General features: G+C 57.5%; 20 protein-coding genes. 12 read left to right on the top strand and 8 right to left on the bottom strand.

The genetic code is table 11. The annotated features are described in order from the left end of the window. The first annotated feature begins 48 nt into the window (after positions 1 to 48). Both trhO and AC2FJW_RS16020 read left to right on the top strand, forming a co-directional pair. Positions 49 to 954, top strand: coding sequence for an oxygen-dependent tRNA uridine(34) hydroxylase TrhO (gene trhO / locus AC2FJW_RS16025; protein WP_496750647.1), 906 nt, complete (start codon positions 49 to 51; stop codon positions 952 to 954). Between the two features lie 73 nt (positions 955 to 1,027). Then, on the top strand, positions 1,028 to 1,531 hold the full coding sequence (locus AC2FJW_RS16020; protein WP_142638623.1) for a potassium channel family protein: 504 nt from the start codon (positions 1,028 to 1,030) through the stop codon (positions 1,529 to 1,531). A 13-nt stretch (positions 1,532 to 1,544) separates the two neighbouring features. Here AC2FJW_RS16020 and AC2FJW_RS16015 read toward each other — a convergent pair whose 3' ends face one another. Then, positions 1,545 to 1,874 carry a hypothetical protein gene (locus AC2FJW_RS16015; RefSeq protein ID WP_496750646.1) on the bottom strand — a complete coding sequence of 110 codons (330 nt, stop codon included), beginning with the start codon at positions 1,872 to 1,874 and terminating at the stop codon, positions 1,545 to 1,547. Between the two features lie 166 nt (positions 1,875 to 2,040). Here AC2FJW_RS16015 and betB point away from each other — a divergent pair, with 166 nt between their 5' ends. Beyond that, positions 2,041 to 3,495 (top strand): betaine-aldehyde dehydrogenase, encoded by a 1,455-nt coding sequence (gene betB, locus AC2FJW_RS16010; protein ID WP_496697851.1) that lies wholly within the window; start codon positions 2,041 to 2,043, stop codon positions 3,493 to 3,495. A gap of 122 nt (positions 3,496 to 3,617) precedes the next feature. Here betB and AC2FJW_RS16005 read toward each other — a convergent pair whose 3' ends face one another. From AC2FJW_RS16005 to AC2FJW_RS15985, 5 genes are read right to left on the bottom strand one after another with little or no spacing between them, the layout of a single operon-like run. Then, positions 3,618 to 5,753: a hypothetical protein gene (locus AC2FJW_RS16005; RefSeq protein ID WP_496750645.1), complete on the bottom strand. Its 2,136-nt coding sequence runs from the start codon at positions 5,751 to 5,753 to the stop codon at positions 3,618 to 3,620. Next, complete coding sequence (gene motA, locus AC2FJW_RS16000; RefSeq protein ID WP_496678419.1) at positions 5,750 to 6,619, bottom strand: flagellar motor stator protein MotA; 870 nt, start codon at positions 6,617 to 6,619, stop codon at positions 5,750 to 5,752. Before motA ends, AC2FJW_RS16005 begins: the two co-directional genes overlap by 4 nt. 46 nt (positions 6,620 to 6,665) lie before the next feature. Then, complete coding sequence (locus tag AC2FJW_RS15995) at positions 6,666 to 7,241, bottom strand: MotE family protein (RefSeq protein WP_496697848.1); 576 nt, start codon at positions 7,239 to 7,241, stop codon at positions 6,666 to 6,668. Next, the gene (locus tag AC2FJW_RS15990) at positions 7,238 to 7,744 is read right to left on the bottom strand and encodes a hypothetical protein (RefSeq protein WP_496750644.1); all 507 of its coding nucleotides are present in this window, start codon (positions 7,742 to 7,744) and stop codon (positions 7,238 to 7,240) included. Before AC2FJW_RS15990 ends, AC2FJW_RS15995 begins: the two co-directional genes overlap by 4 nt. Positions 7,745 to 7,753: 9 nt before the next feature. After that, positions 7,754 to 8,251 (bottom strand): flagellar basal body-associated FliL family protein, encoded by a 498-nt coding sequence (locus AC2FJW_RS15985; RefSeq protein WP_496750643.1) that lies wholly within the window; start codon positions 8,249 to 8,251, stop codon positions 7,754 to 7,756. Between the two features lie 119 nt (positions 8,252 to 8,370). On the opposite strand from AC2FJW_RS15985, the gene fliF reads away from it, so the two are divergent. From fliF to fliP, 4 genes are read left to right on the top strand one after another with little or no spacing between them, the layout of a single operon-like run. Next, positions 8,371 to 9,957 carry a flagellar basal-body MS-ring/collar protein FliF gene (gene fliF, locus AC2FJW_RS15980; RefSeq protein ID WP_496750642.1) on the top strand — a complete coding sequence of 529 codons (1,587 nt, stop codon included), beginning with the start codon at positions 8,371 to 8,373 and terminating at the stop codon, positions 9,955 to 9,957. Further along, on the top strand, positions 9,957 to 10,553 hold the full coding sequence (locus AC2FJW_RS15975; RefSeq protein ID WP_496750641.1) for a FliH/SctL family protein: 597 nt from the start codon (positions 9,957 to 9,959) through the stop codon (positions 10,551 to 10,553). Before fliF ends, AC2FJW_RS15975 begins: the two co-directional genes overlap by 1 nt. Next, positions 10,546 to 10,833: a FliM/FliN family flagellar motor switch protein gene (locus AC2FJW_RS15970; protein WP_496750640.1), complete on the top strand. Its 288-nt coding sequence runs from the start codon at positions 10,546 to 10,548 to the stop codon at positions 10,831 to 10,833. Before AC2FJW_RS15975 ends, AC2FJW_RS15970 begins: the two co-directional genes overlap by 8 nt. After that, the gene (gene fliP, locus AC2FJW_RS15965; protein WP_496692770.1) at positions 10,833 to 11,561 is read left to right on the top strand and encodes a flagellar type III secretion system pore protein FliP; all 729 of its coding nucleotides are present in this window, start codon (positions 10,833 to 10,835) and stop codon (positions 11,559 to 11,561) included. Before AC2FJW_RS15970 ends, fliP begins: the two co-directional genes overlap by 1 nt. Before the next feature lie 4 nt (positions 11,562 to 11,565). Here fliP and AC2FJW_RS15960 read toward each other — a convergent pair whose 3' ends face one another. Together AC2FJW_RS15960 and AC2FJW_RS15955 are read right to left on the bottom strand one after the other, a co-directional pair. Further along, the gene (locus tag AC2FJW_RS15960; protein WP_496750638.1) at positions 11,566 to 13,017 is read right to left on the bottom strand and encodes a sensor histidine kinase; all 1,452 of its coding nucleotides are present in this window, start codon (positions 13,015 to 13,017) and stop codon (positions 11,566 to 11,568) included. Then, entirely contained in the window at positions 13,014 to 13,751 is a 738-nt protein-coding gene (locus tag AC2FJW_RS15955; protein ID WP_282022099.1) for a response regulator transcription factor, read from the bottom strand. Before AC2FJW_RS15955 ends, AC2FJW_RS15960 begins: the two co-directional genes overlap by 4 nt. A gap of 214 nt (positions 13,752 to 13,965) precedes the next feature. On the opposite strand from AC2FJW_RS15955, the gene AC2FJW_RS15950 reads away from it, so the two are divergent. The 5 genes from AC2FJW_RS15950 (at position 13,966) to AC2FJW_RS15930 (ending at position 18,559) form a co-directional block, all read left to right on the top strand. After that, a complete protein-coding gene (locus tag AC2FJW_RS15950) occupies positions 13,966 to 15,210 on the top strand; it encodes an ABC transporter substrate-binding protein (RefSeq protein WP_496703494.1) in 1,245 nt (414 codons plus the stop codon). Positions 15,211 to 15,267: 57 nt separating this feature from the next. Continuing rightward, entirely contained in the window at positions 15,268 to 16,140 is an 873-nt protein-coding gene (locus tag AC2FJW_RS15945) for a carbohydrate ABC transporter permease (protein ID WP_142638652.1), read from the top strand. Next, positions 16,133 to 17,032 (top strand): carbohydrate ABC transporter permease, encoded by a 900-nt coding sequence (locus tag AC2FJW_RS15940; protein ID WP_271952391.1) that lies wholly within the window; start codon positions 16,133 to 16,135, stop codon positions 17,030 to 17,032. Before AC2FJW_RS15945 ends, AC2FJW_RS15940 begins: the two co-directional genes overlap by 8 nt. A 4-nt stretch (positions 17,033 to 17,036) precedes the next feature. Further along, on the top strand, positions 17,037 to 18,134 hold the full coding sequence (locus AC2FJW_RS15935; RefSeq protein ID WP_142638656.1) for an ABC transporter ATP-binding protein: 1,098 nt from the start codon (positions 17,037 to 17,039) through the stop codon (positions 18,132 to 18,134). 92 nt (positions 18,135 to 18,226) lie between these two features. Then, positions 18,227 to 18,559: a putative quinol monooxygenase gene (locus AC2FJW_RS15930; protein ID WP_271952393.1), complete on the top strand. Its 333-nt coding sequence runs from the start codon at positions 18,227 to 18,229 to the stop codon at positions 18,557 to 18,559.

Raw genomic sequence — 18,559 nt, 5'->3', positions numbered from 1 at the left:
TCAATCCGGTCTCTTGCGACTCTGTCCGCGCGGGTTTAGACCGCGCGCATGTATACGATCGCTGCTCTCTATCATTTCACCCGGTTCGCCAACCACGAAGCCCTTCGTGCGCCCTTGCTTGAGCTGTGCCGCGCACAATCGGTCAAAGGGACGCTCTTGCTGGCACAGGAAGGGATCAATGGCACTATTGCCGGACCCCGCGCTGGCATTGACGCGGTTCTGGCCCATATCCGTGCGCTGCCCGGCTGTGCTGATCTGGAGTTGAAAGAGGCCACGTCTGACCAACCGCCATTTGGCAAGATCAAGGTACGCCTGAAAAAAGAGATCGTGACCATGGGCCAACCGGATATCGATCCGCAAGCCCGTGTCGGCAATTATGTCGAGCCCGAAGACTGGAATGATCTGATCCGCTCGGATGATGTGGTGGTGATCGACACCCGAAATGATTACGAGGTGGCAATCGGTACGTTTGAGGGCGCGTTAGACCCTGAAACAAGCAGTTTTCGTGAATTCCCCACCTGGTGGGAAGAAAACAAAGACCGGTTCCACAATAAGCGTGTGGCGATGTTCTGCACGGGTGGCATCCGGTGTGAGAAATCCACCAATTACCTGTTGGGTCAGGGGGTTGAGGATGTCTATCACCTGAAAGGTGGCATCCTGCGGTACCTCGAGGAAATGCCCGTCGAGAACAGCACCTGGCAGGGCGAATGCTTTGTGTTCGACAACCGCGTATCTGTTGGGCATGGGCTGGTCGAAGGGCCGCACAACCTGTGCCATGGCTGCCGTCGCCCGATCCTGCCAGAGGATGTGAAACGAGCCGAATACGAACACGGCGTGTCCTGCCATCAATGCATAGAGGAAACCTCTGAGGTCGACAAAACCCGGTTCCGGGAACGTCAAAAACAGATCCTGCTGGCACGTCAGCGGGGACAGGAGCATCTGGGCACGGACTGATTTTCTGAAATCTGGTTGCCACGCAGGACAGTCCACCGGATAATCCCGGAGATTTCAGCGCGTTGGAGGTTCCATGTCCCGAAAACCCACGACCTTGGAAGAATGGAAATCAACGCTGCTGGCGGCAGCCGCAATGGTGGTTGCCAGTTTCCTCGCATGGTTCGGTCTGTCCCGTCTGAGCGAGGGCACCGCAGGTGACACGATCGGTACGATCGCCTCTGTGGGGCTGGTAGTGTGGATGGTGTCTCAATCCTGGTTCTATATGACTCAGGTGAAATCACCGCGCCGCATTCTGCTTTTGATGGGTGTGTCCTTTATTCAGGTCGTTCCGTTCCTGTTCGCCGCTGCTTATGGCGCATTCGGCTACCAGGATAATTGCGTCATCGGGGCGCAAGGGCCCGCTGATATCCTGTATTTTTCTTATGTTACCTTCACCACCGTTGGGTACGGCGATATGTCCCCAACCGGGCTGTGCCGCGCCCTGGCCGTGGCCGAGGCGGTGACCGGCTATATCCTACTGGGCCTGTTCGTCGCGGCGGCGGTGGCGTTGTATGCCCGCAATCATAGTCCGGATTAGGCTCTGATTTCGTCTATTTGTTTTGATCTATCCAACGCGACATCATCTGTTTGTCGCGAAAGCACTCCGACGGGATTGGGCGGCGTTTGCTGCGCGAGATACGTTCGGCAAAGGCAACCTGCTTACCGGTCGGGTAATTTGCAAATGGCGAGGGATCATCAGGTTTGTGTTTGGAAATCCAGGCGGACATGGACTGACGGTCGCGCTGTGCCTCGACCGGAATCTCAAGTGCAGTTTGCTCCGCGATGGCGCGGGCATAGCGTATCTGCCGATCAGTGACGGGCAGCAGGTGATAGTCGTTTGTCGGGCCGTGCGGGGCGGCGTTTGGCAATGAATGGGCCATCGGTTGATCCTCTGACTATGTAGAACATAAATAGAACATTAACCGAAAATTTCAAGCCGCGGCCTGTTGGAATTGGCAGGAAATCGCTGTGGATCAGTTTTATTGACTGCTGAGTCAATAAAATATAGATGCGGAGGAAACAGCTTCTGATCAGGGAATCCCCACAATGAGATTTCAGCCCAAGGCGAGCCATTTCATCAACGGTGAATATGTCGACGACACGACCGGAGCACCCATAGACGTGATCTACCCTGCAACAGGGGAAGTGATCGCACGGCTGCATTCTGCTACTCCGCAGATCATAGATCAGGCTCTAAACAGCGCAAAATCGGCACAGGCAGACTGGGCCGCGATGTCTGGGACCGAAAGGGGCCGTGTTCTGCGCCGCGCCGCGGACATCATGCGCGAACGCAATCGTGATCTGTCGATCATCGAAACCCACGATACTGGAAAACCGCTGCAGGAAACGTTGGTTGCCGACGCTACTAGCGGAGCCGATGCGTTGGAATATTTCGGAGGTCTGGCGGCCTCGCTGACCGGCGAGCATATCCCGCTGGGTGGTGGGGATTTCGTCTATACGATCCGTGAGGCGCTTGGGGTTTGCGTCGGAATCGGCGCGTGGAACTATCCAACCCAGATTGCCTGCTGGAAAGGCGCGCCTGCTTTGGCCTGCGGCAACACGATGGTATTCAAGCCTTCCGAGACCACGCCCTTGTCTGCTCTGCAAGTGGCCGAAATCCTGGTCGAGGCCGGGGCACCAAAGGGTGTCTATAACGTAATTCAGGGTTATGGCGATGTGGGCGCATCACTTGTGACGGACCCCCGTGTTGCCAAGGTCTCGCTGACCGGATCGGTACCGACAGGGCGCAAGGTTTATGCCGCAGCAGCCGATGGCATGAAGCATGTCACGATGGAACTGGGCGGCAAGTCCCCCATGATCGTGTTCGACGATGCGGATATCGAAAACGCCGTGTCTGGCGCCATTTTGGGGAATTTCTACTCCTCGGGTCAGGTCTGTTCCAACGGCACCCGTGTTTTTGTACACAAAGGCATCAAAGAAGCCTTCCTCGATCGCCTGTCCCAGCGTCTGGCGAATGTGAAAATCGGCGACCCGATGGATGAAGAGGTTAATTTCGGTCCGATGGTTAGCGAAAACCAGATGAATATCGCTCTGGGTTATGTTGAAAAAGGCAAGGCAGAAGGTGCGCGTTTGGTCTATGGCGGTGCGCGTATCGAAGGCGACGGGTTCTACATTCAGCCCGCCGTCTTTGCCGATGTGACCGATGAAATGGCCATCGCGCGCGAGGAAATCTTCGGCCCGGTTATGTCAGTGTTGGATTTCGAAACCGAGGAAGAGGTGATGGCCCGCGCCAATAACACCGAATTCGGTCTGGCAGCCGGTGTGTTCACCAAAGATCTGACCCGAGCCCATCGTATTGTGGCCGCGTTCGAGGCCGGTACCTGCTATATCAACACCTACAACCTCGCACCGGTTGAAGCCCCGTTTGGCGGGTCAAAAATGTCTGGGGTCGGGCGGGAAAACTCGAAATTGGCAATCAATCATTTCAGCGAGATGAAAACGGTCTATGTCTCGATGAATGACGTCGAGGCACCTTACTGACTAAATCCAAAAATTCAGGCTCTGTTCATGGGGTTTTCCCTCGGGAACAGGGCATTGGATGCCGCGGTTCGTCAGGAGATCAGCCCTGACTGGGTGGCCATCCTGAGTTTTGCCCAGACGTTTCAGTCTGCCCTCACAAGTGCGAGAAGCTGAGCGATTTTCTCTCGGGCGTTGGTGCTGTTTTCAAGCAGGGCAGTTGCATCCGCCAATGGTCGTTCTTCAATCCTGGTTACAGGTTCTGCCAATGCCAGAGTCGCCCGCCTGACCTGTCCAAATTTTTGGTCGGCCTCAGGCTGCGGGACGTCTTCCATATCAGAAAGCCAGAACAATCTTTCTGCTTCGTTCACCCTGTCAAACTGCAACAATACCCGCCCTGCATTTTCAAACTCACCTATATCCAGATCGGCCTGCGCCCGCAGTGACATGGCCTTGTCCGAGGGGTCATCTCCTAACTCCAGCAAGGCTTTGTGTGGCTGGCCGGACAACAATGCCGCTTGCGCGCGCAAAAGGGCTCGGTCCTTTCGCCTGATAGTGTCCTGAGGTCGGTTGGACCAAAATAGCGTTGGACGGGCAAACCCCAGCGATGCCAACCTTTCGGCAATGGAGATTGCGGTTTCGGTTGTCAGCGATTGTGCCATCGGTTCGGGCAGGTTGAAGATGCGCCGCAAAAAGGTATCGTCGTCGGCGCGCGCAGTCAGTACTTGAACGGCCCGGTCCAGCGTTTCAGCTGAATTCGGAATATCTTCTAACAGATCAAAAGACTGGTCGAACTCTTGGCCCAAACTCAGCGCCAGCGCATATGTACGTTGCATAAGTGGGCCGATCTCAGATCGGCGCAATTCGACCGTATAAGATGCGGCAAGTTCGAGCTCCCGGGCGGAGGCTGACCCGCGTTCTGCCCACCGCTGTTCAATCAGTCGCGCCAGTGCCAGAGGCGCTTCGAGCCCCGCTTCCGAGCTGCCCACCACGTCTTTCAGCAAGGTTTCGGATTTTTCCTGATTACCTTCGGCCTTTGCAACACCGGCCTCGGCCTGAATCGCGCCGGGGCTGGGTTTGGTTTCGATGCGATCAAGAGCCCGCAAGACGCGCCGCGCGGCTTCAAGTTTTTGGGCTGCAACGAAAATGTCGGACAGCATAGGTCCGACTTGCCGACGCAGATGATCCGGTAGTCGCGCAAAGGATTGTTCCATAACCCTTATCTGGGCATCTTCGGCGAGCTTACCCTCGGTCAGAGCGGCCCAGATTGCGGCGTCACTTTCGCAACGCTGTAGGTCGCGGAATGGATTTGACCCTTTCAATGGCCGGTCGTCCAGAACAGCGGCAATCGCCGAAATCCGGTTCGTTTCCGGCGTCTCTTCACCCATCCAGCCAAGGCTGCGAACCGCCTCGGCACCGAAGCCGAAATACGCATAGAGCTTGGCAAGCTTCATGGCCCGTTCTTTGTCAACGCGATCGAACTCCTGAAACAGGCCAGTGCGCAGCTCTGCCACCTGTTCGGGGAACAGGCGCCCATCGGACCAGCTGTCAAAGCCTAGCTCGGCGCTGGAAAAGCAGGCTGGTTTCTTTTCCAGTTGTGGAATGGATGGTCCCAGCAAGCCATCCAGATCGTCCAGTACCGACGTAACTGCGATGTTCAGGTCCATACGCGGTGGCATGTCGAGCGATTGATTGCCATTCGAGTTCCTGGGCCCAATCTGAGATAGTTCAAGATCAACCAGATCTCGGTCAGCGCCCTGCAACAATCGCGTCGATAGCTGGTCCTCAAATACCTGCGCATTGAGATTCAAAAGCGGCAATACCAGAGGATCAAGCGCCTGTGGCCCGGGCAGCGGGGCGTTTACCACAGCGGCTTTGGGCAGCGTTGGGGGTGGAATGTCGCTGCTGATCGGTGGAAGGGCTGCCCCCGGCGCAATATCCACAACGATCATCGTGTTTTGATGCAGAAATGCGGTGGCAAAGCAGTCGCAGCCGAATTCCATCTCTAACGCATCACCCGGGTTGGTCTGTGAGATCGCAGACAGACGGTTCTGCGACAGCCGCTGAAACACTGCCCCGGTCTGAAATTCGACATCAAAAAGCGCTATGTCGAGTCTTGCGCCATTCTTCGTTTGCTTCAGACCCCATTCCGTACCCGGGGGCACCTGCACAACAAGACGCGTATATCCGTCATGCTCGCCCGATCGCACAGAAATGTCGCGCGCGCCAGCCTGTCCAGCGGCCGTAAGCGCCGCTGAAACCATTAGGGCGTATCGGATCATGCCGCTGCCTGCTTTAGCTCTTTCAAGGCCTCTTCAAGTTCTGAGAAACCCGGCCTGTTATGGGTGGGAGTGTTCTGCCGTCCGACTTCGATGCACATGGCTGGGTTGTGGTTGTGCAGGTTGGCAACCAGAACCTCTTTGATCAACTGATAGAAGTGATTGTCTTCTTCCACCACGGATTTGAGTTTTCCTGCAAATGGGCCGACCAGCCCATAAGCCAGAAAGACCCCCAGGAACGTCCCGACCAAAGCGCCACCGATCAGCTTTCCCAACACTTCTGGGGGTTGATCAATCGATCCCATCGTTTTGATAACGCCCAGAACTGCCGCAACAATTCCAAGTGCGGGCAGGCCGTCAGCAACAGTCTGTAGCGCGTGGCTAGAGTGCATGGCGTGGTGAAAATTCGCCTCCATCCGCTTTTCCAGCACCTCTTCGACCTGGTGGGGATCGTCATAATTCAAAGAGGCAGCCCGCATCGTGTCGCAGATCAAATCGACGGCTTCTTTGTCGGCCTGAATTTTCGGATAAGTCGAAAACAGAGGCGAGTTTTCGGGGTCTTCGATATGCTGTTCAACCTCGACCGGGTTGGCCTTGGCGATACGGATCAGCGAAAACAACAGGCACAGCAGGTCACGGTAGTCATCTGGTTTCCATTTCGGCCCTTTGAATACTTTTGCCATATCCTTGATCGTGTGCTTTACGGCGCTCAGGTCATTGCTGATCATAAATGCGCCGACCGCAGCGCCACCAATCATCATCATTTCAAACGGCAGGGATTTCATGATGATGGTCATTTTCCCGCCAGCCGCCAAATAGCCGCCGAACACCATGACGAAAATAACAACAATTCCGACAATTCCGATCATAAGAGGTCTCCGGCGAATTCCGATGCAGGGTTGAAAATCATGGGGGCTACTCCTGCGGAGCCGAAGCGTTTCGCCCGGCCATAATCACGCTGATTGTATAGGCAGCCTCGGGGTTCAGGCCTGCCAAAACACCGGCTGCGGCATCGGGCGGCATCCGTGACAGGAATCCGGCGGCAAAGGCCGGGTCCATCGTTTCAAACAGGGCGGCCGCATCTTTCGGCTTCATGTTCTGATAGACATCCGTCAGGCGCGTCAGGTCTGTCTCAGCCGCTTTTTCTGCAATGGCCAGCGTCTCACGCAGCGCCTCTTCGGCCTGCTGCAGGGCGGCCAGGCGGGTCTCAATGGCCTCATCGGCAATGGCGAGCGCCTTTTCCCGATCAATGGCTGTGGCTTCGCGTTTTTTCAACGCTTCTTCGCGCCGCAGCAATTCGGTCAGCAGTATCCGGGCTCCGGGCAGCTCTGCTGGGGTCTCTTTCGACTTTGCTTCTGCCTGCTCGGCCCCTTTTGCCAGGGCTGGTGCAGCCTCAAACCCCAGCCGAATCGCGGCTGACCCAAGCATCAACAGTGAAATAACTGTCAGGACACCGCTTCTTGGTCGTTTCTCTTCAATGTGTCCGCTCATGTCGCGGCCTCTCCGCTATTGCGGTCGTGGCGGAAAAACATCAGCCCGCCCGGGCGTTTTTCCTGAGTGTCCTCAAATTTGGACGCCGTAGGATCCTCTGGCTTTTCCACCGCCTCGATTGGAACCTCTTCAGGCTCAGGATCGGTCGTTGGTTCCTCGGCCTTGGGTTCTTGCGGCTTGGGATCTTCAACCTTGATGTCATTGGCGGGTTCTTCGGCCGGAATGACATCATGCATCGAAGCCATCATCAGTTCGAGCCGCTGAGCAACCGATTCCGCCCTTTGGGTCAGTGCCTCAAGTACAAGGCCCGACTGGTCCGAAGCAGTTCGTGCCGAATCAAGCGATTTCTTCAACTCATCCGCCTGAGATGACAGGACAACGACCGCGCCACCGACACCTTGTTCCAGATTAGTGAACCGCTTTAACCGACGGGACAGCACGAAACAGTAAAGACCCGCACCCAGCGCACCTGCGACCAGCAAAATATCTGCAATCAGCTCCATCTCGGCCTCCTAATTCAATACGAATTCCATCACGAGGACATCGCGCACGCGCCCTTCCCCGACGACGATTTCAATGCGGCGCAAAAGGTGACCGCGGATGCGCATCAGTGCGAGCGAATCCTCCAGATCCGACACTTCGACCGCCCGCAGGTACCCGTTCAGAACATCCATGATACGAGGCTTCATCTTCTCGACATCCGAGGCGTAGCTGCTGTTCACCTCAAGCTGGGCATGGAATTTCAGGTGCCGTGAATCGCCAGCATTGACCGAGACGATCACCGCCGGCAGGTCGATAAAACCAACCTCAGGCAGGGCTTTAACCTCGGTCCCTTTGTCTTTTTCCTTGGCGTTTTCTGCGGCTGGTTGGCCGCCAAATGGCAGTAGCCCCGAAGTGGTCAGGAAATACCCGCCCGCAGCCCCGGCAACGGCCAGAATCACCCCAATGATCAATCCTTTTTTCCCCGATTTTTCCGGGGCTTCTGCCTGTTCTGCAGTCGCGTCAGTCATGACGTCCTCATTCATTCAGTCTGGGGATGTCATAACCCGGCAGGGACTAACCGATTGTTAAGGGCAATCGTCCAAACAGGGGAGGCGCCGGGCAGAATGTCGGCGAGTCGGAGGTGAGCGTGCAGCAGATCGGAACTGTCTGGGCAAGTTTGGACAGGCGAAAGCAAATCATTGTAGCCGGTGCAGTCGTACTGGTCTTTTTGGGGGTCCTTGCGATGTCGCGGTTGGCGACGGCGCCGTCGATGACCCTACTCTATGCCGGGCTGGAAAGCGGCGCGGCGGGGGATATCGTTCGATCACTGGATCAGCGCGGCGTACAGTATGAGATTCGGGGCGGTTCGATTTACGTGCCCGGCTCGCAGCGGGACGAATTGCGTATGACGCTGGCCAGCGAAGGCCTGCCTGCGAACGGAAACCGAGGGTATGAGCTTTTGGATTCACTCAGCGGCTTTGGCACCACCTCGCAAATGTTCGATGCTGCCTATTGGCGTGCGAAAGAGGGTGAGCTTGCGCGCACGATTGTCGGCAGCCCTCACATAAGTCAGGCGCGCGTGCATATTGCCAACGGGTCGACGAATCCGTTTCAGCGCAGCGTCGCGCCGACAGCTTCGGTCTATCTGGTGTCCTCGGGTGCGGATATCACTTCGGATCAGGCCAAGGCGATCCGTTTTCTGGTCTCTTCTGCCGTCAGCGGCCTCGCACCCGAGAATGTGGCGGTGATTGATTCCAATGGTGCGGTCATTGGCGCAAAAGAGACTGCGGTTGCGGCAGATACTGCGGATGACAAGTCGCGCCAGCTGCGCGAACGGGTCCTACGTCTGATTGAGGCCCGAGTGGGGGCCGGAAATGCAGTCGTCGAAGTCAGTGTCGATACGGTCACTAAAACCGAATCCATCCGTGAAAGGCGCTTTGATCCTAAGGGGCGCGTGGCCATCAGCACCGATGTCGAGGAACGGTCTGACAGCGCCCGGAACCAATCGTCCGACGTCACGGTGGCGTCGAACCTGCCCGATGGGGATGGCGCGGGCGGGGACGCAACCAATTCAAATGCCACACAGACGCGGGAGCGGGTCAACTATGAGGTATCCGAGACGGAGCTAGAGGTTCACACCGCACCCGGTGCGATCAAGCGCCTGACAGTGGCGGTGCTGGTGAATGGAACGCGCTCGGTTGATGCCTCGGGTGCAGAAAGCTTTGCGCCATTGCCTCAGACCGAGCTTGACGCATTGGGAGAGCTTGTGGCCTCGGCCGTTGGGTTCGATGCCGAACGTGGCGACGTCATCACCCTGAAATCGCTGGATCTGCCCGCAGTAGAGCCTGGCGGAACTGTGGTTTCGTCCTCGATCTGGCAGCAGGTTCATTTTGATGCGATGTCACTGGTCCAAATGGCCGTTCTGGCGATCGTGATGCTGGTTCTGGGATTGTTCGTGATCCGCCCGATCCTGATGAAACCGGCCCTTGCCCCCGCCCTTTTGCCGGCGGGAACACCGCCAGAGCCCGAGGCGGTTCTGACCGGTGAGATCGCGACCGAAGAGGGCGGGCAATTCGCCGCCATTCCGGGGCACGCCCCAGCAGACGTGCCGGCATTGGCGGCAAATCCAGGCGCTGATCCGGTTGATCGGCTGCGCGCCATGATCGGCGACAAGCAGGAGGAAACCGTGGAAATTCTGCGCAGCTGGCTTGAAGAAAGTGAGGAGCGTGCGTGATGTCGATAGCCCATCTTCTTGAGGATTTCACCGTACAGGCAGGCGGCGGCAAAGTTCATTTGCTGGACGAAGAGGCGCTGGAGGAACAGCGGCTAGGCGCCTTCGAACACGGCTATAGCGCCGGATGGGACGATGCCCTGCAGGCCCAGGAACAGGGTCGTGGACAGGTATCGGCCAACCTCGCTCGCGCGCTTGAGGATATGTCCTTTACCTATCATGAGGCGACGAGCCGGATGACACTGTCGTTGGAGCCCATGTTCCAAAGCCTGGTCAATCTGGTGTTGCCGGACACCCTGGATCGGGGGCAGGCCCCGCGGCTGGTCGAACAGCTTACCGAAATGGCCCGGGAACAGATTGGTCAGCCGATGCAGGTCTTTGTGCCTTCGGGTTTCGCGGATGCGGTCGAGGGGCTGTTGCCCCCTGAATTGGCCACCCCGACACGGGTTGTCGAGGATCCGTCTCTGGGGCCTGGTCAGGCGCGTCTGCAGGTTGGTACCTCGCAGCGAGAGGTGGATAGCAGCGCCTTGCTAAAGACAATCCGTTCAGCATTTGACGCTTACGTGTATGAGGCAAAAGAGGCATTGAACAATGAGTGACCCGCAATCCCCCAAACCCGAAAAAGCCAGCCCGTTTGATACCGTTCCGATCGAGGTAACCGTGTCAGTCGGCCGCGCCCGCCCGCTAATCCGGGATCTGCTGAATATGGGGGAAAACGCTGTTCTCACCCTGGACAAACGGATCGAAGATCCTGTGGACCTATATGTTGGCGATCAACTGGTGGCGCGCGGTCTGCTGGAAGAGATGGAGGGTGATCAAGCCGGGCAACTGGCCGTGCGCCTAACCGAAATCGCGGATCTGCAGAACGGGATCGGGTAATGCGTTTCCTGTTTTGGGTGGCGGTGCTGCTGACGCTGACCCCGTCTCTGGCCGCCGCACAAGAGGTGTCGCTGTCGCTGGGCGAAGGCGGGTCGATTTCCGCGCGCACCATTCAGTTGATTTTGCTTATTACCGTGCTCAGCCTCGCGCCTGGGCTGGCGATCATGATCACCTGTTTCCCGTTCCTGATCACCGTTCTGGCCATCTTGCGGCAAGGGATCGGATTGCAGCAATCCCCCCCCAACATGCTGATCGTCAGCCTCGCACTGTTTCTGACCTATTTCATCATGGAGCCGGTCTTTTCGGAGGCCTGGACCACAGGTATTCGCCCCATGGTCGAAGAAACGATGGAGGTCGAACCAGCGTTGGAGCGCGCGTTGCAGCCGTTTCGTGCCTTTATGGCAGGGCGAGTTGATCCGGATACTTTCCACGCCATGGCAGCATTGCGACCCGGGGGTGATACGGTTTCCTTGTCGGCCGAGGCACCCTTGTCGATCTTGATGCCGTCTTTCATGCTCTCTGAGATAGCGCGGGCCTTTCAGATCGGGTTTCTGATCTTCCTGCCGTTTCTGATCATTGATCTTGTGGTGGCCGCTGTGCTGATGTCGATGGGGATGATGATGGTTCCGCCTGCAACAGTGTCGCTGCCGTTCAAACTAGCCTTCTTTGTCATCGCCGACGGCTGGTCGCTGATCGCAAGCGCGCTGGTGCGTAGCTATATGACATGAATCGTCACTGCCTGGTGATCTGCAGACGTGCGCGCAGGCCTTGCTCTCCGGCTTCGAAACTGAGGGTGCCGCCATGCTGTTCTGCGATTGTCGCCGCGATTGTCAGACCCAGACCAAACCCATCCGAAGACCCGGTGTTTGACCCGCGCCGGAACGGGGCCATCAGGGCTTCGATATCCGAGACGGACAGATCGGCCCCTTTGTCCTCAACGGTGATGGTTGCTATTTTGGCATCGGTTTCCAGCTGAACCTCGGCATGGCGCCCATATTTCAGCGCATTGTCGATCAGGTTGGTCAGGGCGCGCTTCAGCGAAATTGGCCTGCCGACGACCAGCATTCTCCGGGTCTCGGGCAGGGATCCATGCCCTCGGCGCGACATGAAAACGGACGTGCCGCCCTGTACCGCCACTGGGGCCAGCTTTTTCAGGGTCACCGGCAGATCCATATCCTGATAATCCGCCACCAAGGCTTCGACCAGCGATGTCAGTGAAATCTGGCGCGGTTCTTCGATGCTCAGCTCGGACCTTGTGTAGGTCAGAACGCTTTCGATCATGCCGGTCATCTGATCGACATCGGCCTCAAGCTTTTCGCGCAGCTCTACATCCGGGATCAAAGCGGCACGCAACCGGACGCGGGTGGCCGGGGTGCCCAGATCGTGGCTGACACCCGACAAGACAGTGGCGCGCTTTTCCAGCTGCATGCGCTCGGCGTCCAGATGCTCGTTCACGGCCGAGACGATGTCGCGCAACTCGGCCGGGCCATCGGCCTCATAGCTGTTCGGCCCGCCCCGTCTTTTGCGGTCGCGCAAGGCAGTAGAGAAGCGGGTGAAACTGTCCGATACATTGCCGACCGAGGTAAGGATCACCGCCAGCGCAACTATGGCGACCAGAATCGTGGGCAGACGCAAGTCGGTTGGGGCTGCACGGCATCCCCAGATATCTGTCCCGTCCACCTGTTGCCATGCGCCGCGCCCATAGCGGGCGATCAGTATCGGTTCGCTGCAATAGGTCGCCAAAAGCCGGGTCAGGTTGCCCATTTTCTCTGGGCCGGTCTGGTCGATGCCGGAGAGGATGTCGGACACCGGGTAAACCAGCCGGTCTGACATCACAGCCAGCGTCAACTCTCGGCCCGAAACCGGTGCCGAGCTGTCAGTCAGGATCGACAGGTTGGTGACAAAGCTGCGATCCGAAAACCCGGGAAGTTGCTCAAACTGCCCGGCATCCGCCAGGCTGGCTGCTTTGGGCGGCAATGGTACGATTGAGATGCCTGACGGTGGGGATTTACCGATGCGCAAATCCTCGTAAACAGCGAACCCGGCAACATATGCACGGGTCTGGAATTCCTGCCATGCCCGGGCCGAGGCGAACCAAAGGCCTGCGGCCAGCAACCCCGAGGTAAAAGCGGCGCAGGTCCAGATCCAGCCTAGGCTGCGCAGGCGCGTGGCGCGGACGGTCATGCGGTTTCGTCCACAGACACCTCTGCGGCAAAGATATAGCCCACACCGCGTTCGGTCTTCAGCATTTGCGGGTCTTTGGGGTTGGCCTCGATCTTGGATCGCAGCCGCCCGACCAGCATGTCGATGGCGCGTCCCTGGCCTTCGCTCTTGTCAGTAGCGCCTGTTACATCCAGGGCCGCGGCGATTTCATCCCGGGTCAAGGGAATATGCGGGTTGGCCAGAAAAACCTTTAGCATTGCTGTTTCTCGCTGGGACAGGGATACCAGATATCCGTCCGGCGAATGCACTTCGTCCCGTTTGCCGTCATAGAGCCAGCCGTCAAACCTAAAAGAGCGGGTGCGGCGGCGATAGGCAAGCGAAGGTGTACGACGCGCCCGTTGCATGACGGCGCGAACGCGAGCCAGCATCAGTTGCGGATTAAAAGGCTTGGCGATGTAATCGTCGGCGCCTACCTCATACCCGGCCATGCGTTGATGATCGGCGGACAAGGCCGAGACCAGAATGATCGGCACGTCCTGTTCGGCCCGCAGGCGGGCACAGATATCAACGCCGTTTTCATCCCCCAGCATCACATCCAATAGAATCAGGTCGATCCGACCCGACTTGAGATGGGCGCGGATTTCGCTTTCGGAACTGGCGGGCAGCGCAATGAAGCCATTCTGTTGCAGGAACTGGGTCATCATCGACCGCATTTCAGGGTCGTCATCCACCACCAACAGCCGCGGAATGCTCACAGTGTTCTTCCTCCTGTTCTCTGGCTCCAAACTTCGTCCATTGTAACGAACGGAAACAGATTCAATGCTAACGTAACACGCTGTAACAAAAGCGGTGAAAATTTGCGCCTTTCCCGGGTATTGGCCCGGATTAAGCGTTGTCAGACTCGGTCTGGGGCACAGTATTGCGGCATTGCCAATTTGACTGGCACCGAATTCTCAGGGAGGAGAAAACATGAAACGATTTTCTTTTGCGACTGTGTCCGCATTGGCCGTCGCGGCCGGATCATCTGTGGTGGCCGAACCACAGGCGGAGGTCTTGCATTGGTGGACATCCGGTGGCGAGGCCAAATCGGTGGCCGTGCTTCAGGAAGAGTTTGCCTCGAACGGGGGCACATGGACCGATATGCCTGTCGCAGGCGGCGGCGGTGATGCAGCCATGACGGCGCTGCGGGCGCGGGTTCTGGCAGGCAACGCGCCGACAGCGGTTCAGCTGAAAGGCCCGGCGATTCAGGAATGGTATGAAGAGGGCGTTCTGGCCGATATCTCGAACGTGGCCGCCGCCGAAGGCTGGGCCGACGTTCTGCCCGCGTCGATCGCTGGTCACATGATGTGCGAAGGCACTTGGTGCGCGGCGCCTGTGAACGTTCACCGCATCGACTGGATCTGGGCCAATGCCGATGTGCTGGCTGCGAATGGCATCGAAATGCCCACCACATGGGATGAGTTCAACGCCGCTGCCGAGAAACTGCAGGCCGCCGGTGTGATCCCACTGGCCCATGGCGGTCAGGCCTGGCAGGACGCCACGGTTTTCGAAGCCGTTGCACTGGGTCTTGGCGGACCCGAGTTCTATCAGAAAGCCCTGGTCGATCTGGACCCCGAAGCACTGACCTCGGACACGATGATCCAGGTCTTTGACCAGATGCGCACCCTGCGTGGCTATGTGGACGAGAACTTCTCGGGCCGTGACTGGAACCTGGCCACCGCGATGGTGATGAACGGCGAAGCGGCCTTTCAGATCATGGGTGACTGGGCCAAGGGCGAATTCCTGGCAGCGGGCAAGAAGCCTGGTGAGGATTTCCTGTGCGCCTCGACCCCCGGCGATGGATATCTGTACAATGTCGACAGCTTTGCCATGTTCGAGGTTGAGGGCGACGACAATCGCGCCGGTCAGGAATTGCTGGCCAAGCTGATTGTTGCACCGAACTTTCAGGAAGTGTTCAACCTGAACAAGGGTTCGATCCCGGCCCGGACCGATGTGTCGCTGGATGCCTTTGACATCTGCGCGCAAATCTCGGCCGAAGACATGGGCTCGACCTCGGCAGGTGGTTCGCTGCTGCCATCTTATGCCCATGGCATGGCGCTGCGCGGGTCGCAGGCTGGTGCGATCACCGATGTTGTGACCGCGCATTTCAACTCGGATATGTCCTCGGCTGACGCGGTTCAGCAACTGGCGGACGCGGTGGCCAACAGCTACTGATCCAATACGCTCTGCCCCCCAAGGTGTGGGGCAGAGCATCTTTCCCCGGAGGAAAACATGTCCGAATGGCTGGAAAACCACCTGCCCAAGGTGGTGCTGGCACCGTCGTTCATCGCCGTATTGATCTTTGTCTACGGATTTATCGGATGGACCGCATGGGTGTCGCTGACCCGATCGAAACTGCTGCCGAAATACGAGATCCATGGCTTCATCCAGTATGAGCGCCTGTTCGACTCTCCGCGCTGGGATACGGCGATTGGCAACCTGTATATCTTTGGTACTCTGTTCATCGTGATCGCGATGCTGCTGGGCCTGCTGCTGGCCATCCTGCTGGATCAGAAAATCCGCGTCGAAGGAGCGATCCGAACAATCTATCTCTACCCCATGGCGCTGTCGATGATCGTCACGGGCACGGCGTGGAAGTGGATCCTGAACCCCGGTCTGGGGATTGAGTCCATGGTGCAGGGTTGGGGCTTTCCCAACTTCGAATTCGATTGGCTTGTGAATCCCGATTACGCGATCTACACCATCGTCATTGCCGCACTCTGGCAAAGCTCGGGCTTTGTGATGGCGTTGTTTCTGGCCGGTCTGCGCTCGGTCGATGGCGAGATCATCAAGGCCGCACAGGTCGATGGTATTCCAACCTGGCGTATTTATACCGCGATCATCATCCCGTCGATGGCCCCGATTTTCTTGTCGGCTTTCATCGTGTTGGCGCATCTGGCAATCAAGAGCTTTGACCTTGTCATCGCCCTGACCGGAGGCGGTCCGGGCTATGCGACCGATCTGCCCGCCACCTACATGTATGCGATGGCCTTTTCGCGCGGCGATATCGGTCAGGCGGCGTCTTCTGCAATGATCATGATGCTGGTCGTCTTTGCCATCGTGGTTCCTTATCTCTACTCAGAATTGAGGGCTAAAAATGACTGATCTGTCGATGCCCCACACCCAAACCCGCAGTCAAAGTAACATGAGCAAAATCGCCCTGCGCTGGCTGCTTTACGTGGTGCTGTGCCTGTTCGCGCTGTATTACCTGATGCCATTATTTGTGATGTTGACGACATCGTTGAAAAGTCTTGAGGAAATCCGTACCGGTAGTCTGATATCGTTACCGCGTGAGGTGAGTTTCGAGGCCTGGAAAACCGCTTGGTCGGGCGCCTGCACGGGTATCCAATGCGAAGGTCTGCGGCCTTACTTCTGGAACTCGGTCCTGATTGCGGTGCCTGCGGTGGCCATCTCGACCCTGCTGGGTGCTCTGAATGGTTACGTTGTCGCGCAGTGGCGGTTCAAAGGGGCTAACATCATCTTCTCGCTGATGCTGTTTGGTTGCTTCATTCCGTTTCAGGTCGTCCTGCTGCCGATGGCGCGCCTTCTGGGCATGATGGGTATTGCCGGAACCATTCCGGGTCTGATTTTTGTCCACGTAATCTATGGTCTTGGCTTCACCACGCTGTTTTTCCGCAACTACTATGTCTCTATCCCGGCCGAGCTGACCAAGGCCGCTCGCGTCGATGGGGCCGGGTTCCTGCGGATTTTCTGGTCGATCTTCCTGCCACTGTCACTGCCGATCATCGTGGTAACCGTGATCTGGCAATTCACGCAGATCTGGAATGATTTCTTGTTCGGCGTGTCGTTCAGCCAGGCGGGCACACAGCCTGTGACTGTGGCGCTTAACAACATCGTAAACTCCACCACCGGTGTCAAAGAATACAATGTCGACATGGCCGCCGCGATCATCGCGGGTCTGCCGACGCTGCTCGTCTATGTCGTTGCCGGTAAGTATTTCATCCGCGGCCTGACCGCTGGCTCTGTGAAGGGATAGAATGATGGCTCCCATCCTTGATATCAACAAGCTGTACAAGAACTACGGCGCAACCGAGATCCTGAAGGATATCAACATCTCGATCGAACCGGGCGACTTTCTGGTGCTGGTCGGCCCATCGGGCTGTGGTAAATCCACCTTGCTGAACTGCATTGCCGGGCTGGAACCGATCACCGGCGGTACGCTGGCCATTGGTGGCAAAGACATGACCCATGTCAGCCCTAAGGACCGGGACATCGCCATGGTGTTTCAGTCCTACGCTTTGTACCCGACCATGTCGGTGGCCAAGAACATTACCTTTGGCATGAAAGTGCGCGGCGTGGATCAGGCTACGATGGACGCTAAGCTAAAGGATGTGGCCGCGCTGCTGCAAATCGAACCGCTGCTGAACCGCCGTCCTAGTCAGCTGTCCGGTGGTCAACGTCAGCGGGTGGCGATGGGACGGGCGCTGGTGCGCGACCCCAAACTGTTCCTGTTTGACGAGCCGCTGTCGAATCTCGACGCCAAGCTGCGGGTCGAGATGCGGACAGAAATCAAGAAGCTGCACCAGACTCTGGATGCCTCTATCGTTTATGTGACCCACGACCAGATCGAGGCGATGACGCTGGCCACCAAGATTGTGGTTCTGAAAGGCGGGATCGTGCAGCAGATCGGCAGCCCGGCCGAGATCTATAACAACCCTGCCAACCTGTTCGTGGCTGATTTCATGGGCTCACCCGCGATGAACCTGATCCCTGCAAAGGCAACCAAGAACGGCACAGGCACCGAAATTGCCATCGAGCGGTCATCGGGTGAAACGCTAGTCCTGAAGGATGCCCGTGATCTGTCACTGCCGCAGGATGTCATTCTGGGCCTGCGCCCAGAGGATATCGCCGAGGCCGGGTTCCGCGCCGGAGACGGTGTACAGGAAGCGGTTTGCATGGTCGACATGGTCGAACCTGCCGGAGCTGACACCTATGTTGTGTCCGAACTGGGCGGCAAACAGGTCACTGCGCGCCTGCACGCGGAAACCAGCGCCCAGGCCGGACAAGAGCTGAACCTGGCCTTTGACATGAGCAAAGTGTCCTATTTTGCCAAGGAAACCGGCGAGCGGTTGAACTAGCGCACTGCGCAGGACTTGTTCTTGCTAAACTCGGGCAATTTCGCCAAGTACTGACGCCATGTCAGGCCAACGAGATTGCCCGGGGAATATCGATGATACTGGAAATTCGACATTACACACTAAAACCGGGCCGCCGAGAAGCGTTCATAGAATTCTTTGAGAAACACAATCGCGCTGCGTTGCGGGATGCAGGAATGCTTGTGTTTGGGCCGCTCAGAGATCTGGAAAATCCTGACAAAGTGCATTGGATGCGCGCGTTCTCTTCGTTGGAAGAACGCGACAGGATAAAGGACAGCTTCTATGGCGAGGCGGTCTGGAATGACCAGATCGAACCCATTGCAATGCCAATGATCGCACACTATGAGGCCGAACTGGTCGAAACTACGAGCGGATTTGAAAGTTTTGACTGCAGTAAATCGCTGTGA

The organism is Ruegeria sp. CDSA020 (assembly GCF_059612345.1).
Note: the sequence above shows the minus strand (reverse complement) of the source record. Positions and strands in the feature narration are given on the sequence as shown.